The 14863-nt window shown below is 66.6% G+C and carries 14 protein-coding genes; 4 read left to right on the top strand and 10 right to left on the bottom strand.

What is annotated here, in order from left to right; translation table 11 throughout:
* Nucleotides 1–19: 19 nt before the first annotated feature.
* The 4 genes from DI606_RS05490 (at nt 20) to DI606_RS05505 (ending at nt 4228) form a co-directional block, all read left to right on the top strand.
* Nucleotides 20–2716: a helicase-related protein gene (locus tag DI606_RS05490; protein ID WP_293980418.1), complete on the top strand. Its 2697-nt coding sequence runs from the start codon at nt 20–22 to the stop codon at nt 2714–2716.
* Nucleotides 2709–3002, top strand: coding sequence for a S4 domain-containing protein (locus DI606_RS05495; RefSeq protein ID WP_293980420.1), 294 nt, complete (start codon nt 2709–2711; stop codon nt 3000–3002). The genes DI606_RS05490 and DI606_RS05495 overlap by 8 nt, the downstream gene beginning before the upstream one ends.
* A 127-nt stretch (nt 3003–3129) precedes the next feature.
* Complete coding sequence (fdxA, locus tag DI606_RS05500) at nt 3130–3468, top strand: ferredoxin FdxA (RefSeq protein ID WP_293980422.1); 339 nt, start codon at nt 3130–3132, stop codon at nt 3466–3468.
* A gap of 232 nt (nt 3469–3700) precedes the next feature.
* On the top strand, nt 3701–4228 hold the full coding sequence (locus DI606_RS05505) for a CarD family transcriptional regulator (RefSeq protein WP_293980423.1): 528 nt from the start codon (nt 3701–3703) through the stop codon (nt 4226–4228).
* A gap of 268 nt (nt 4229–4496) precedes the next feature.
* Here DI606_RS05505 and uraH read toward each other — a convergent pair whose 3' ends face one another.
* The 10 genes from uraH to DI606_RS05555 all read right to left on the bottom strand — a co-directional run bounded on the left by uraH (nt 4497) and on the right by DI606_RS05555 (nt 14826).
* Nucleotides 4497–4898 (bottom strand): hydroxyisourate hydrolase, encoded by a 402-nt coding sequence (uraH, locus tag DI606_RS05510; RefSeq protein WP_293980424.1) that lies wholly within the window; start codon nt 4896–4898, stop codon nt 4497–4499.
* A gap of 71 nt (nt 4899–4969) precedes the next feature.
* Nucleotides 4970–5473 (bottom strand): asparaginase domain-containing protein, encoded by a 504-nt coding sequence (locus DI606_RS05515; protein ID WP_293980425.1) that lies wholly within the window; start codon nt 5471–5473, stop codon nt 4970–4972.
* A 20-nt stretch (nt 5474–5493) separates the two neighbouring features.
* A complete protein-coding gene (locus DI606_RS05520) occupies nt 5494–6276 on the bottom strand; it encodes a pyrroline-5-carboxylate reductase (RefSeq protein WP_293980487.1) in 783 nt (260 codons plus the stop codon).
* A 35-nt stretch (nt 6277–6311) separates the two neighbouring features.
* Entirely contained in the window at nt 6312–6818 is a 507-nt protein-coding gene (locus tag DI606_RS05525; RefSeq protein WP_293980426.1) for a YbjN domain-containing protein, read from the bottom strand.
* 41 nt (nt 6819–6859) lie between these two features.
* Nucleotides 6860–7159 (bottom strand): accessory factor UbiK family protein, encoded by a 300-nt coding sequence (locus DI606_RS05530; protein WP_293980428.1) that lies wholly within the window; start codon nt 7157–7159, stop codon nt 6860–6862.
* Between the two features lie 39 nt (nt 7160–7198).
* Nucleotides 7199–7747 (bottom strand): TspO/MBR family protein, encoded by a 549-nt coding sequence (locus tag DI606_RS05535; protein WP_293980429.1) that lies wholly within the window; start codon nt 7745–7747, stop codon nt 7199–7201.
* A gap of 23 nt (nt 7748–7770) precedes the next feature.
* The gene (locus DI606_RS05540) at nt 7771–10875 is read right to left on the bottom strand and encodes an efflux RND transporter permease subunit (RefSeq protein WP_293980431.1); all 3105 of its coding nucleotides are present in this window, start codon (nt 10873–10875) and stop codon (nt 7771–7773) included.
* A 4-nt stretch (nt 10876–10879) separates the two neighbouring features.
* Entirely contained in the window at nt 10880–11953 is a 1074-nt protein-coding gene (locus tag DI606_RS05545; protein ID WP_293980433.1) for an efflux RND transporter periplasmic adaptor subunit, read from the bottom strand.
* A gap of 96 nt (nt 11954–12049) precedes the next feature.
* Nucleotides 12050–12787: a TlyA family RNA methyltransferase gene (locus tag DI606_RS05550; protein WP_293980434.1), complete on the bottom strand. Its 738-nt coding sequence runs from the start codon at nt 12785–12787 to the stop codon at nt 12050–12052.
* Nucleotides 12787–14826 (bottom strand): protein-disulfide reductase DsbD, encoded by a 2040-nt coding sequence (locus tag DI606_RS05555; protein ID WP_293980436.1) that lies wholly within the window; start codon nt 14824–14826, stop codon nt 12787–12789. Before DI606_RS05555 ends, DI606_RS05550 begins: the two co-directional genes overlap by 1 nt.
* Nucleotides 14827–14863: the final 37 nt, after the last annotated feature.

Raw genomic sequence — 14863 nt, forward strand, 5'->3', positions numbered from 1 at the left:
GTGCCCGACATAGACGGCAATGGCCCAGTTCGCCCGCTCCCCCCTTACTGCGGTCCTGGGACCGACCAACACCGGCAAGACGCATCTGGCGGTCGAGCGGATGTGCGGCCATTCCAGCGGCATGATGGGCTTTCCCCTACGCCTGCTGGCGCGCGAGGTTTACGACCGCGTGGTCGCGATCAAGGGGCCGGGCGAAGTCGCTCTCATCACCGGCGAGGAAAAGATCGTGCCGCCGGGCGCGCGCTATTTCCTGTGCACCGCCGAATCGATGAGCCTGGACCGCGAATTCGCGTTCGTGGCGCTGGACGAAGCGCAGCTGGGCGCGGACCCGGAGCGCGGACATATCTTCACCGACCGCATCCTGCGCGCGCGCGGCCGGGAGGAAACGATGATCCTGGGTTCGGCCAGCATCGCCCGGGTGGTCAAGGCGCTGGTCCCCGATATCGAGATCATCGGCCGCCCGCGCTTTTCGACATTGTCCTATGCGGGTGCCAAGAAGCTGTCCCGCCTGCCCAAAAGATCCGCCATCGTCGCCTTTTCCGCCGAAGAGGTCTATGCCGTCGCCGAGATGCTGCGCCGCTTCCGGGGCGGCGCGGCAGTGGTGATGGGCGCACTGTCGCCGCGCACCCGCAATGCGCAGGTCCAGATGTTCCTCAACGGCGAGGTCGATTATCTGGTCGCCACCGACGCCATCGGCATGGGGCTGAACCTCGACGTCGCGCACGTCGCCTTTGCCTCGCTGCGCAAGTTCGACGGGCGACGCACCCGCCGCCTTACCGTCAGCGAGATGGCGCAGATCGCAGGGCGCGCAGGACGGCATCATAAGGATGGAACGTTCGGGAGCCTGGGCCACGAGGATGGCGACGCTGCCTTCATGCCCGAGGAAATCGAGGCGATCGAGGCGCATCGTTTTCCGCCCATCGACCAGCTTTACTGGCGCGACGGCACACCGCGCACCGACAGCCTCGCCCGCCTGATCGCCGACCTGGAGGAAAAGCCCGACCGCCCCCAATTGCGCGCCGCGCCCGAAGCGGTCGATCTCGCCGTGCTCAAACGCCTGGCCGACGACCCGCTGGTGATCGAGCGGGCGAAGGGCAAACGGCAGGTCGAACGGCTGTGGGCGGCATGCGGGCTGCCCGATTTCCAGAAACTCGGCGCAGACCATCATGCCCGATTGGTGAGCCGCATCTGGCGTTACCTGTCGGAGGGCAGCGGGCATATCCCGCGCGACTGGTTCGCGGGCCAGGTCGCGCGACTCGATTCGGTGCAGGGCGATATCGACACGATTTCGGGCCGGATCGCCGCCGCGCGCACCTGGGCCTATATCGCGCATCGCGCCGACTGGCTTGCCCATCCCGCCGAGATGGCCGAGCGGACCCGCGCGCTGGAGGAAAAGCTCTCGGACGCGCTCCACGCCGCGCTGACGCAGCGTTTCGTGGACCGCCGCACGTCGATCCTGCTGCGCGACATCGGCCAGAATGCGAGCAACCTGCCGGTCACGGTGGAGCAGGACGGGACAGTCTGCGTCGATGGCGAGACGATCGGGCGACTTGACGGCTTCCGATTCTCCGTCGATCCCGCTACGCGGCTTGCCGATCGCAAATTGTTGCTGGCGGCGGCGGATCGCCGGCTTGGAAAGGTGTTGCGCGTGAAGGCTGAAGAATTGGTGGCGGCTCCCGACGCGGATTTCGCGCTGACGGACGAGGCGGGACAGGCACCCGGCATCGCATGGGGAGAGGTTCCGGTCGCGACCCTGCTCGCCGGCCCCACGCTGCTGTCGCCGGAAATCCGGCTCGACCGCGCGCTGATGGCGATGGGTCAGGATGTGCAGAAGCAAGTTCTGACCCGACTCGTCGCCTGGTTCGACGCGCAGAAGCAGAAGCACCTCCTCCCCCTCGTCAAAATGGGGGAGAGCGCCGCAGATCCAGCCGTTCCGCCGGTGGTGCGCGCCGTGTTCGCGCAGTTGACGGACGCAGGCGGCGTGATTGCGCGCATCGACCTCGACGCCGCGCTCGGCCACCTGGACAAGGACCAGCGGCACCTGTTGCGCAAGGCGGGGATCGATATCGGCGTGCTCGACATCTATCATCCGGGGTTGTTGAAGCCCGGCGCGGCGCGCTGGCGTTCGGCGCTGCTGGCCGCGCGGATCGCCAAGCCGTGCCTGCCGCTGCCCGGCCCCGGCCTGACGCTGATCCCGGCGGGCGAAAGGCCCGAGCAGATGGGCGCGCGGATCGCGGGCTTCCGTGGCTTCGGCGACCAGATGCTGCGCATCGACATGGCCGAACGCATGGCCCGCGCCGCGCACGAAGCCATCGCGAAGAACGAGCCTTTCACCGCGACCAGCCCGCAGATCGTGTCGCTGGGCCTCAACGAACCGGCCTTCCTGACGCTGATGCGGCTGGCAGGCTTCCGCCCGGTCGAGCCGGCGGCGGCCCCTGCGCCTGACGATAACGCGGACACGGTCGAGCCGGTCGAAGGCGCGGAACCGGTCGAAGCGGCTGTTCCCGCACCCGCAGGCGCGAACTGGGCATTCAGGGGGCGGCAGAAACCGCGCCCCGACCGTCAGCCCCATGGCGCCAAACCGCGCGGCCCAAGGCCCGAGGGCGAGCGTCGTCCCCCCAAGGACCGCGCCCCGCGCCCTGCCACCGGGAGCACGCCCGCGCCCGCCAACAACGCCTTTGCCGGGCTTGCCGAGCTGCTGGGGCGCAATGGCTGACGCAGCGGCGGTGGGGCATGGCCCTAGCCTTCGCATCGACAAATTCCTGTGGTTCGCGCGCTTGTCGAAAAGCCGCTCGCTCGCCCATGCGCTGGCCGAGGACGGGCATATCCGCCTCAACGGCCGCCGCATCGAGCGCGCCCATGCACCGGTGCGGGCGGGCGACCTCATCACCTTTCCCCATTTCGACCGGGTGCGTGTAGTTCGGGTCGTTGCGCTGCCGGCCCGGCGCGGCCCCGCGCCCGAAGCACAGGCCTGCTACGAGGAACTGACGGTCGGCAGCTGAAGGCGGGGGAGCGACCGCGATGGTCAAACCGTGCCTAATTCCGTGCCAACAATATCCTCATTGACCTGCGCGGCGCGGGGGCATAGCAGGACCGCGATTTTTCAAGTGAACCAAGAGTGCCCAGCCAATGACCTATGTCGTCACCGACAACTGCATCCGCTGCAAATTCATGGATTGCGTCGAGGTCTGCCCCGTGGATTGTTTCTACGAGGGCGAGAACATGCTGGTCATCAATCCCAACGAATGCATCGACTGCGGCGTGTGCGAACCCGAATGCCCGGCCGAGGCGATCCTGCCCGACACCGAAAACGGTCTTGAGAAATGGCTGGAACTCAACACCAAATATAGCGCCGAATGGCCCAACATCACGGTCAAGGGCGACGCGCCCGCCGATGCCGAAGCCATGAACGGGGTCGAGAACAAGTTGGACCAGTTCTTCTCGCCCGAGCCCGGTTCGGGCAGCTGAATTCCCGCCTCTTGCGCCTGCTATCCAGCGCCACCCCCAGACTTTGTGTCCGGGGGTGGTAATTTTGTTACGAATCTGCTAAGCGGGTTCGCAACGGTCGGACATCCCCCTGCCCGACCCTGGAGAAAAGAACTTCATGTCTTGACGGTGGCGCCGTGGACCTCCCGGCATGGCCTTTTGCGTCCATGCCCCGCGACGGCCCGTTCCCCCGGTCAAATTGGAAAGGTATCAAATGGCTGCCAAGGCGCTGTCCTTTGACGTTGGTGATTATGTCGTTTACCCCAAGCATGGCGTTGGCCGTGTGATCGAACTGCAAAAAGAGCAGATCGCGGGCATGGAGCTGGAGCTGTATGTGCTCCGCTTCGAAAAAGAGCGAATGACACTGCGCGTTCCGACCAACAAAGCCGAAGGCGTGGGTATGCGCAAGCTGTCCAGCAACAAGACGCTGGAAGAGGCCATGGAAACGCTCAAGGGCAAGCCCAAGGTGAAGCGCACCATGTGGTCGCGCCGTGCGCAGGAATATGAAGCGAAGATCAATTCGGGCGACCTCGTGTCGATCGCCGAAGTGACGCGCGACCTGTTCCGCGCCGATGACCAGCCAGAGCAGAGCTATTCGGAGCGCCAGATCTTCGAGGCAGCCTCGAGCCGCCTTGCCCGCGAACTCGCGGCGATGGAAGAAACGGACGAGCCCAGCGCGTTGCAGAAGATCCTGCGCATTCTGAACGAGGCCGCGCCGAAATACGCGAAGCTCGAAGGCTGATCGCAGAATTTCGTAAATTTCGAACCTGATAGAAAGAGGCGCTCCGAACGGTCGGTGCGCCTCTTTTTTTATGGCGGGCCGGTTATTCTTTCCTACTTCGTCTCTTCGGCTGCCGCCCGACTGAAGCGAGTGGCATCGTGTAATGCGGCATTGTCATTGCAGGGTCGGCTGTTGGCGAGGGCAATGCGGCGAGAGGCTTGACCGTAACGATGGTGCCGCCACCGCGCTGCGCGTCTCCACTACGTCACGCGGGCGCAATGCCCGGGGATCAGTTGCCGCGATAGCTGCTGTAGCCGAAGGGGCTGACGACGACGGGCACGTGATAATGCGCCTTGTCGTCCGATGCCCGGAAGACGACGCTGATTTCCGGGAAGAAGGGCGCAGCCTTCCCATCGCCGTAGCGCGTCATGTCGAAGCTGATGCGATAGGTGCCGGGGGGCGTCGTCAAGCCTTCGCCGAAAGAACGGATGCGTCCGTTCGCGTCGGTCTGCGCGGTGGCGATACGCCGCCATGTACCGTCTTCGTCCTTCCGCTCCAATGTCGCGGGAATGCCCGCCCCGCCGACGCCGCGCGCGAGGTCGAGGACATGGGTGGAAATTTCGGACGCGAAGGACGGCGTCACCGGGCAAAGCGCCAGCAGGGCAAACGGGGCGAAAATGGATCGGAGCATGGACATTCCTTTGCGGGGATGCAGGGACGGTGGCGGCTGCTGCGACGACACGCAACATGCCCCTTCGCGCATCATTCCGCGACGGGGACGAACGCGCCCTTTTCGCGATCCTTCACCACCTTGTCCGCGCGGAATACCGATCCGCTCATGGTGATGTAGACGCCGGGCGGCGCGACCTGCGCGGTGGCGAAGGCCATGCCGAGATTGAAATGCGCGTCGCTTTCACCGAACCGCGCCGGCGCGAGCGCCCCGACCAGCACGACGGTCTTACCGGGGATGGCGGCGAGATGCTTTGCCGTTTCGGTCATGGTATCGGTGCCGTGGGTGATGACGACATGGCTTTCGGGCGCGGCGGCGACACGGGCGCAGATCAGCGCGCGGTCCCGGTCGTCAAGTTCCAGGCTGTCCTTGCGCGTCACTTCTTCGATCCGGAAGGGGCGCTTGACCCGCGCGATCTCCAGCAATTTCGCCATCACGGTTTCCCCGACCTGATAGTCGGACAGTGCGTCGAAATAGACCTTGTCGATCGTGCCGCCGGTGGTGAGCAGCAGGATGGGAGTTTCAGGAGCGATCATGCGGGTTTCCTTGTTCGGCATCAATCGCCGCGCGCCATCGCTTCGCCCCGGTCGCGCGCCGCGGCGAGCGTATCGGTAAGCAGCGTCAGCAGCCGGTCGTCGGCGTCGAGAATGTTGAGGCCTTCGCGCGTCATGCCGCCGGGCGAGGCGACCCGGTCCGCAAGCGTGGCCGGGCTGGCCTGGGCGCGGACGGCCATCTGCGCCGATCCCGCGACCGTCGCAAGCGCCATGCGCGCGGCCTGATCGGCGGGGATGCCGATGGCCTCGCCCGCGCGCGCCAGAGCGTCGACGAAGCGGAACAGGAAGGCGGGGCCGCAGCCCGACAATGCCGTGACGCGGTTGAAGAGCGCTTCGTCGCCGATCCATTCGGCAAGGCCCAGCGGACGGATCAGCGCTTCGGCCTGCGCGCGGACATGCGCAGGCGTTGCAGCGTCGGTGAAGAGCGCAGTCACGCCCTCACCCAGACCCACCGGCAGATTGGGCATGGCCCGCACCACTGCATGAGGGACCGGCAAAAGGCCGCGCAGGCTGTCAAGCGAAGTGCCCGCGAGGATCGAGAGGATCGCGGTATCCGGGCGGCACAGCGGGGCGAGGCGCGCCGCGACGTCCGCCATCTGGTAGGGCTTCATGCCGAGGAGGACGGTCGTGCCTGCATCGAACGCATCGGGATAGTCGGTGACGACGGCGACACCGTCTGCCACCGCAGCGCCGCTCGGCCGCAGCACCGTCACCCGCGCCGGATCGAGACCGCAATCGAGCCAGCGAGACAGCATCTGCCCCGCCATATTGCCGCAGCCGACCATGAACAGGCGATCCGGCCAGTCCCTCCCCGCCACGCTCAAGCCTCTCCGCGCGTTTCGATCAGGCTGGCGGAAATGGCGTCGGCGGGGGATTTGCCGCCCCAGAGCACGAACTGGAACACAGGATAGAAGCGTTCGCATTCGTCGATGGCGGTTTCGACGAGCAGTTGCGCCTGGTCGAGCGTCAACGTACCGCCCGCGCCGAGCAGCGCGCCGTGGCGGAACAGGATGATGCCGCTCGACGACCAGAGTTCGAAATGGCCGATCCAGAGCTGTTCGTTGATAAGGCCCAGCGTTTCGTAGATGACGGCGCGCTTTTCCTCCGTCACCCGAATGTCGGGCAGGGCGAGAAGCTGGAGCACCTGGTCGTCGTCGCGCCAGATGCCGCGCAGCTCATATTGCGCCCACGACCCCTGGGTGTTGGCGACGATTTCGTCATCGCCGACCTGATCGAAACTCCAGCCATGCGCCTCGAAAAAGGCGGCGAGCATGTCGATGGGGGCCGCTTCGTGCCCGCCCTGTTCATATTCGTCACTGTCCATCATGGCCGGGCCTTATCACCGCAGGGGGCGAAAGGACAGACGGATCACTCCGCCTCGTCGGCCTTGGGCGTCGATGGCTTGACGCTTTTGGTGATCGGTTCGCCCGACTTGCCTTCCAGCGCATCGAGACGGGCCTTGAGCAGTTCGACTTCCTCGCGTGCGGCAGACGCCATCGCTTTGACCGCGTCGAATTCCTCTCGCGACACGAATTCCATGCCGCCGATCCATTCCTTCGCCCGTTCCCGCGCGTTGGATTCGAATTCGCGCGTCATCCCCGCCACGGTTCCGGCGGCACCGTTCACCAGCTTGGCCAGATCGTCGAAAAAGCGGTTTTCGCTCTGCATTGCACTATCCTTCCTGCGCGGGCAGGAACGCCCACTCGGTTATAATTGGGTCCTGAGCGCCGGAGCCACAAGGGTCCGGGCGTCGGGATTCAGTCGGGCGATCTCATAGTTGAGGAAGGACGCGAAGGCCAGCCAGGCGAGATAGGGCACCAGCAGCAGCCCGGCGACGCGGCGGATGCGCCAGAAGAGCGCGGCAGTCAACGCCGCGACCGCCAGCAGCGCGACGATCAGCAGCAGCGCGCCTCCCACCTGATGCGCGCGGAAGAAGAGCGGCGACCAGGCGAGGTTCATGACGAGTTGCACGAGGAACAGCGCGATCCCCGCGCCCCGCCCCTTTGCGCCCCGGGCGTGGAGGACGATGGCGAAGGCCAGCCCCATGAGGATGTAGAGGATCGTCCACGCGACGCCGAACAGCCAGCCGGGCGGCATCGATGCGGGCTTTTCCAACGCATCGAACCAGCGATTGCCATAGCCGCTATTGGCCATCCGGCCCGACAGGAAGCCCAGGAACACGATGGCGGGCACCGTGACCAAAGCCCAGCGAAGATAGGCGAGGCGCAACTGGCCCTGGGACGCGATTTCATTCATGGACGGCAACACTCCCCCCAATGTCACTCCGCCGGATCGGGCGAATCCGTCAAGGCCCCATCCAGCTTGCGGCTGACGGTTTGCGGAGAAACCGTGCGCTTGGCAACGCGCGAATAGAAGATCGGAATGAGGAACAGCGTGATGAGCGTCGCCAGGCTGACGCCGAACACGATGACGACGCCGATCGAATTGCGCGCCGCCGCGCCCGCCCCGCCCCGCAGGACGAGCGGAACGGCGCCGATCACCGTCGCGATCGAGGTCATGAGAATGGGCCGCAGGCGGCGCCGGGCCGCCTCGCGGATGGCCTGCGCGATGTCCAGCCCCTCGTCGCGCAGCTGGTTGGCGAATTCGACGATGAGGATGCCGTTCTTCGCCGCGAGGCCGACGAGCATGACGATGCCGATCTGGCTGTAGAGGTTGATCGATCCGCCGGTCAGCGCCAGCCCCAGCGCGCCGCCCGCCACCGCGAGCGGCACGGTGGCGATGATGACGCCGGGATGGACGAAGCTTTCGAACTGGGCGGCAAGCAATAGATAGACGATGAGGATGGTGAGGCCGAAGACCATCCAGATCGCGCCGCCCGTTTCGCGCAGCGACTGGCTTTCGCCGCGATAGCCGATGGCGAGCACTTCGGGAGACCGGCGCGCCTGATCCTCCAGGAAGCCGAGCGCTTCGCCCAGCGAGGTGCCCGGCGCGAGCGCGGCGGTCAGGGTGATCGCCCGCAGCTTGTTATAGCGGTTGAGCTGGCGCGGTCCTGCCACTTCCCGCACGGTGACGAGCGCCGACAGGGGAATGAGGGCGCCGCTGCGGCTGCGCACATTGATGCGTTCCAGGTCGGCGAGCGTGCGGCGGCCCCGATCCTCCGCCTGCACGACGACGCGATATTCCTCGCCCCGGTCGACATAGGTGCCGACACGGCGCGACCCCAGCAGGCTTTGCAGCGCCTGGCTGACATCGTTGACCGAAACGCCCAGATCGCCCGTGCGGGCGAGGTTCGTTTCGATCCGCATCTGCGGCTTGGTTTCCTTGTAGTCGCTGTCGAGGTTGATGAGGCCGGGATAGGCCGCCGCCGCCGCGACGATACGGTCGCGCGCCGCGACAAGGCCTTCGTAGGTCGATCCCGCCAGCACGATGTTGACGGGCAGCCCGCGCCCGCGCCCAAGGCCCGATCGCGGGGCCGCATTGCCGCGCACGCCCGGCTGATCGGCGATCACCTTGTTGATGATCGCGGCGACTTCGGACGTCTTGATCGTGCGATCTTCCCATGGACGCAGGAAGGCGATGATGTTGCCGCCGTTAAAGTCGTCGGTCGATCCGAAACCTGCGGGCGTTCGGATGACGAGGTTCTGGAGCGTCCCGTTTTTGCGCAGGAAGGCGAGGTCGTCCTCCACCTTTTCCATATATTGTTTCATGCGCGCGAAGCCGGTGCCCTCCGGCGCGGACAGCTGCGCCTCGACCACGCCGGTATCCTCGGCAGGCGCAAGCTCGCTCGGCAGGCGGGTGAAGAGGAAGCCTGCCAGTGCCAGAAACGCCGCCACGCCCAGCAGTGGAAAGAGCGGCTTGCGCAGCACATGGTCGAGCCAGCGCGCATAGCCGCCCTCCAGTCGCTGGAAACGGGCGTCCACCCAAAGGGCGAACCGGCCGCGCTCGGCGTTCTTGAGCAGCTTGGAGCAGAGCATGGGCGCAAGGCTCAAGGAAATGAAGCCGGAAAAGGCGATGGCGGCGATCATCGCGATGGCCAGTTCGCGGAAAAGGAGGCCGGTCTGCCCGGCGAGGAACATGACCGGCACGAACACGGCACAGACGACGAGCGTGGTCGAGATGATCGCAAAGCCCACCTGCCGCGACCCCAGATAGGCAGCGACGAGCGGGTCGTCGCCCTGCTCGACCCTATGATAGACATTTTCGAGGACGACGATGGTGTCGTCGACGACGAGGCCGATGGCGAGGACGAAGGCCAGCAGCGTCAGCAGATTGATCGACAGCCCCAGCAGCCACATGATGGCGCAGGTCGCAAGCAGGCAGATGGGGACCGTAACCGCCGGGATCAGCGTCGCGCGCACCGATCCCAGAAACAGGAAGATGACGAGAATGACGAGCAGCGCCGCTTCGATCAGCGTATCGTACACATTGTCGATCGCGCGTTCGATAAAGAGCGATTCGTCGGTGCCGATGGCGACGCGCATCCCCTGTGGCAGGGTGGGCCGGATCTCCTCGATCAGCGCCTTGGCGCGCTGCGCCACTTCCAGCGTGTTGGCGCCCGACTGGCGGATGACGCCGATGCCCACGGCGTTGCCCTGGTTGGAGCGGAAGCTGTTATAGGGATTTTCCGGTCCCTCCTCGATCCGGGCGACATCGCCCAGCTTCACCTGATAGCCATTCGCGCCGCGCCCCACGACCAGACCGGCGAACTGTCCCGGCGTCGCATAGGGGCGCTCGACCCGGAGCGTCTGGTTCTGATCCTTCGATTCGAAGCGACCGGCGGGCAGTTCCACATTCTGCTGCCGCAGGGATGCTTCGACATCCGCAGGCGTCAGGCCGAACGCGGCGAGTTTGGCCGCGTCGAACCATATGCGTATGGAGGGCCGTGCCTCGCCACCCAGATAGACGCGCGCCACACCGTCGATGGCGGCAAAGCGGTCGACCACATTGCGGTCGAGATAGTCGCTGATACGCACCTGCGACCAGCCGGGACGGGAAAAGGCGAGGAAGAGAATGGCGCGCGCGTCCGAATCCACCTTGCGGATTTCCGGTGCCAGCGCGTCTTCGGGCAAATCCTCCACCACCGATCCGACGCGGTCGCGCACATCGTTCGCGGCGCTGTCGATATCGCGGGAGGGATTGAATTCGATGTTGATGTTCGACGTGCCGTCCTGCGACGTGGAGGTGATCGTCTCGATCCCCTGCACGCCCGCCACGGCATCCTCGATCAACTGGGTGATGCGGCTTTCCACCACCGAGGCGGCAGCGCCGGTGTAGGTGGTTTCGACCGACACGACGGGAGGGTCGGTGTCGGGATATTCGCGCACCGACAGGCTGAGATAACCCACCACTCCGACGATGCAGAGCAGCACCGCGATGACGGCGGCGAAGACCGGACGGCGGACGGAAAGGTCGGAAAGCTGCATCGGGTCAGCCGGGCCTTCCGGGTCCGGACTTGCCGGCACCGGATGCGGGCTTGTCCCCCGCGAGACGGACAGTCGCGCCATCGGTCAGCTTGACGACGCCCTCCGTCACGACCTTTTGCCCCGCCTTGAGCCCCCCGGTGATTTCCACCAGGCCGTTCTGGCGAATGCCGGTTTCGACCTTGACGCGCTTGGCTGTGCGGCCTTCGAGCAGGAAGACGAAGCGGTCCTCGCCATCGCCCACGACCGACAGTTCGGGCACGGCCAGCGACTGGCGCCGCCGCGACAGGACGCTGACCGTCAGCAACATGCCGGGCTTCAGCCGACGGTCGGGATTGGGCAGGATAGCGCGGACGCGCACCGCGCGGGTCGCGGGGTCGATCACCGGATCGATGGTGGCGATGGTGCCGTTGAACGGGCGTTCCGGCCATGCCGCCGACACCGCCTTGATCGTCATGCCCTCGCGCAGGGTCGACAGGCGGGTTTCGGGGACGGTGAAGTCGAGCTTGATGCGCGCGATGTCGCTGACGGTGGCGATGGCCGTCCCGGCGGGGATGATCGCGCCCGCCGATATGGTGCGCAAGCTGACATAGCCCGAAAAGGGCGCGCGCACGACGCGGTCGGCGATGGCGGCGCGCGACTGGTCCGCCGACGCCTTCGCCGCGTTGGCGATCGCCATCTGCTGATCGAGCGAGGCGGCAGTGGCAAAGCCGCGGGTCTTGAGTTCCTGGATACGGGCAAGCTGCTGCTGCGCCTGGTTGGCCTGCGCCTGCGCGGCGGCCAGTTCGGCCTTTTCCTGCGCCACCGACATGCGCGCCACCACCTGCCCCTGCCGCACATAGCCACCGTCGGTGAAATTCAGCGCCTCGATCCGTTCGGTGACGGGGGAGGACAGCACCACCTGTTCATTGGCAAGAGCGGTGCCGACCGCTTCCAGATCGTCGGTGAAGGTCGTGCGCGCGATGGCGGTCGTTTCGACCAGGGGAACGGAGCGCGGCTTCTCCTCCTTTTTGCCCCCGCAGGCGGACAGGCCGAGGGCAAGCGAACAGGCTGCGAGAAAAAGAGGCGAATACAGGCGCATGGCGGTGGGCTATCGAGCCTTTGTCGGGGATACAAGCCGACCCTTGGTGGCGGCATGTATCAATATGTATCGGGGCGCTCAACGAAGCTGGCGCGTTTATCCGCCAAGCCGGGCGTAAAGCAGGAATTCGACATTGCCCTGGGGACCGGTAATCGGGCTTTTGGTCAATCCCGCGACGGTCCAGCCCTGTCCGCCCACCCACGCCTGTACCTCCGCACAGACGCGGTCGTGGACGGCCGCGTCGCGCACCACGCCGTTCTTGCCCACTTCCTCGCGCAGCGCCTCGAACTGCGGTTTGATGAGCGCGACGAGATGCGCGCCGGGGCGGGCGAAGGCGATGGGGCGTTCGAGCACTTTCGCCAGACCGATGAAGCTCGCGTCGCATACGACGATGTCGATGGGGTCGGCGATGTGCGCGTCGGTCAGGATGCGCGCGCTCGTCTGTTCGTGGACGACGACGCGGTCGTCCGAGCGCAGTTTCCACGCCAGTTGGTTGGTGCCGCTGTCCACCGCATAGACCTTTGCCGCGCCGTTGCTCAGCAGCACGCCGGTGAACCCGCCGGTGGACGAGCCGACATCGATGGCGACGAAACCGGCAACGTCGATGGCGAAGGTTTCGAGCGCGTGGGCGAGCTTGATCCCGCCGCGCGACACCCAGGGATGATCGCGACCGCGCACGTCGAGGTCGGCGTCGGGCGCGACCTGTTGTCCCGCCTTCTCGATCTTGCGGTCGCCTAGGAACACGAGGCCCGCGAGGATCAGCGCCTGCGCGCGCGCCCGGCTTTCGGCAAGGCCCGTGTCGACGAGAAGCTGGTCGGCGCGGACCTTGGCCATCAGCGAGTCAGTGCCGTCAGGGTCGAAGGAGTGAGAAGCTGCGGCAGAGTCTGCGCTTCCCTGCCCGGCGCATACCAGAGATAGAGCGGAACGCCCGAGCGGCCCTGGCCTTCGAGGAAGCGGGTGATCGCCGGGTCGGCATTGGTCCAGTCGCCGACCATCACCGTGACGCCGGCCTTGGCGAAAGCGTCGCGCACTTCCCGGCGGTCGATGGCGGCGGCTTCGTTCGCCTTGCAGGTCAGGCACCAGTCGGCGGTGAAATAGAGGAAGACGGGCTTCCTATCGGCACGCAGTTGCGCAAGTTTCGCGACATCGAAGTGGACAGCTTCATCGCCGTTCGCAGCGGCGGCGGCGGGCGCGGTCGCCGGGAGGAGCGCTGCGGCCCCGGCCAGCAGCGCGAGCGCGGCGAGCGCCACGGGCCATCCCCCGCCTTGTCCCCGATGCTGGCGGCCGCCCAGCCACCAGAGGAGGAACGCGAGGAGAAGCGCGGCGAGGAGGCCGATCGTCATCCCCGACACGCCGCGCTGCTGCCCCAGCAGCCAGGCGAGACCGATGGCGGTCAGGAACATGGGGACGCTGAGTATCCTTTGGAAGCGACCCATCCATGCGCCGGGCCTGGGCAGGCGGCGGCGCAGCGCCGGGATGTAGGCGAGCAGCAGGAAAGGCAAAGCGAGACCGAGGCCGAGGCCCGCGAAGATGGCGAGCGCGGCGGCGAGCGGCAGCAGCAGCGCCGCCCCCATCGCGGCGGCCATGAACGGGCCGGTGCAGGGCGTCGCGACGAAGGCGACGAGCGCGCCGGTCCAGAAGGCACCGGCAAGACCGCTCCGCCCCGCCAGCCCCTCGCCGCCGCCATAGGCTCGCAATTCGAACAGCCCGGCCAGATTGAAGGCGATCCCGGTCACCAGCAGCAGCAGCGCGAGGATGATGCGCGGATCCTGCAACTGAAACGCCCAGCCGACCGCTCCGCCTGCCGCGCGCAGGGCCAGAAGGACGCCCCCGAGCACGAGACAGGTGAGGACGATCCCGGCGGCATAGGCCAGCGCCTCTCGCCGCACGATGCGCTCGTCGCCGCCCGCCTTGGCGAGTTTCATGGCCTTGAGACCCAGGATCGGGAAGACGCAGGGCATGATGTTGAGCAGCAACCCGCCCAGCAGCGCGCCACCCAGCGCGGCGAGGATCGCGCCTGCCTGTCCTGCATCCGACGCGCCGGTTCCTCCCTCCACCGGGCCGGGACGGGCGGTGAGGAGGAAGCCGACATGATCGCCGGTGCGCAGGACCGCCTGCACCGTCCCGCCCCTGGCGGGTTGCGCGGCGTCGGTTTCCACCAGCAGCCGGTCGCCCTGCCGCGTTACCGTCTGCGGCGCGGCGTAGCGGGCCAGCCCTTCGGCCAGCGGGAAGAGATGCACGTCGCTGGCCTGCGCGCTGGCCGGAAACGGCACCGACAGGCGGAGCTTGCCGTCCTTGACCGCGTAGGTCGCAGGCGATCCCAGGGGGCGCGGCAGATGCGTGCGCCAGGCGTCGAACGTAGATCGTTTCGATATCGAAACATTGCCGTCGCCCGCCACCAGATCGAGAGCCAGTTCGCCGCTCTGCGGCACGCACACCTTGTCGGTGCAGGCAAGCCAGTTCGCCTTCGCCCGGATCGGCAGCCGCGTCCCCGGCGCGATTCCCGGCGCGAGCGTCAGGGCCGAAAGGATCGCATAAGGGCCTTCGTAGACATGGTTCATCAGGCCCGAAACGATCAGCGTTTCGGGCACCGGATAACGCAGCGGCCCGACGCTCACGCCCTTGGGCAAGGTCCATTCGACCGCCATCCCGAGCCCTGCGTCGCCGGGATTTTCCCAATAGCCGTGCCAGCCCTTTTCCGGCGTCATGGCAAAGGCGATGGCGCTCGTCGCCCCGGCGCGCGGCGTGTCGCTTTCGGCGACGAGGCGCGCGGCGATATGCGGCGTGTCGCCGCCGAAAGCGCCCTGCGCATGCGCCTGCGGCAAGCCCGCCAGCAGCGCGAGCGTCATCATTATGACTTGAAAAATCCGCATCGGACCTCTGGTCGGGTGGTTGTTGCCGGGCTAGGTC

Source organism: Sphingobium sp. (assembly GCF_003248505.1).
Taxonomy (GTDB): domain Bacteria; phylum Pseudomonadota; class Alphaproteobacteria; order Sphingomonadales; family Sphingomonadaceae; genus Sphingobium.

Coding starts and splice junctions, on each gene's coding strand:
- DI606_RS05490 (WP_293980418.1), top strand. CDS start 20: ATGGCCCAGTTCGCCCGCTCCCCCCTTACTGCGGTCCTGGGACCGACC.
- DI606_RS05495 (WP_293980420.1), top strand. CDS start 2,709: ATGGCTGACGCAGCGGCGGTGGGGCATGGCCCTAGCCTTCGCATCGAC.
- fdxA (WP_293980422.1), top strand. CDS start 3,130: ATGACCTATGTCGTCACCGACAACTGCATCCGCTGCAAATTCATGGAT.
- DI606_RS05505 (WP_293980423.1), top strand. CDS start 3,701: ATGGCTGCCAAGGCGCTGTCCTTTGACGTTGGTGATTATGTCGTTTAC.
- uraH (WP_293980424.1), bottom strand. CDS start 4,898: ATGCTCCGATCCATTTTCGCCCCGTTTGCCCTGCTGGCGCTTTGCCCG.
- DI606_RS05515 (WP_293980425.1), bottom strand. CDS start 5,473: ATGATCGCTCCTGAAACTCCCATCCTGCTGCTCACCACCGGCGGCACG.
- DI606_RS05520 (WP_293980487.1), bottom strand. CDS start 6,276: ATGGTCGGCTGCGGCAATATGGCGGGGCAGATGCTGTCTCGCTGGCTC.
- DI606_RS05525 (WP_293980426.1), bottom strand. CDS start 6,818: ATGATGGACAGTGACGAATATGAACAGGGCGGGCACGAAGCGGCCCCC.
- DI606_RS05530 (WP_293980428.1), bottom strand. CDS start 7,159: ATGCAGAGCGAAAACCGCTTTTTCGACGATCTGGCCAAGCTGGTGAAC.
- DI606_RS05535 (WP_293980429.1), bottom strand. CDS start 7,747: ATGAATGAAATCGCGTCCCAGGGCCAGTTGCGCCTCGCCTATCTTCGC.
- DI606_RS05540 (WP_293980431.1), bottom strand. CDS start 10,875: ATGCAGCTTTCCGACCTTTCCGTCCGCCGTCCGGTCTTCGCCGCCGTC.
- DI606_RS05545 (WP_293980433.1), bottom strand. CDS start 11,953: ATGCGCCTGTATTCGCCTCTTTTTCTCGCAGCCTGTTCGCTTGCCCTC.
- DI606_RS05550 (WP_293980434.1), bottom strand. CDS start 12,787: ATGGCCAAGGTCCGCGCCGACCAGCTTCTCGTCGACACGGGCCTTGCC.
- DI606_RS05555 (WP_293980436.1), bottom strand. CDS start 14,826: ATGCGGATTTTTCAAGTCATAATGATGACGCTCGCGCTGCTGGCGGGC.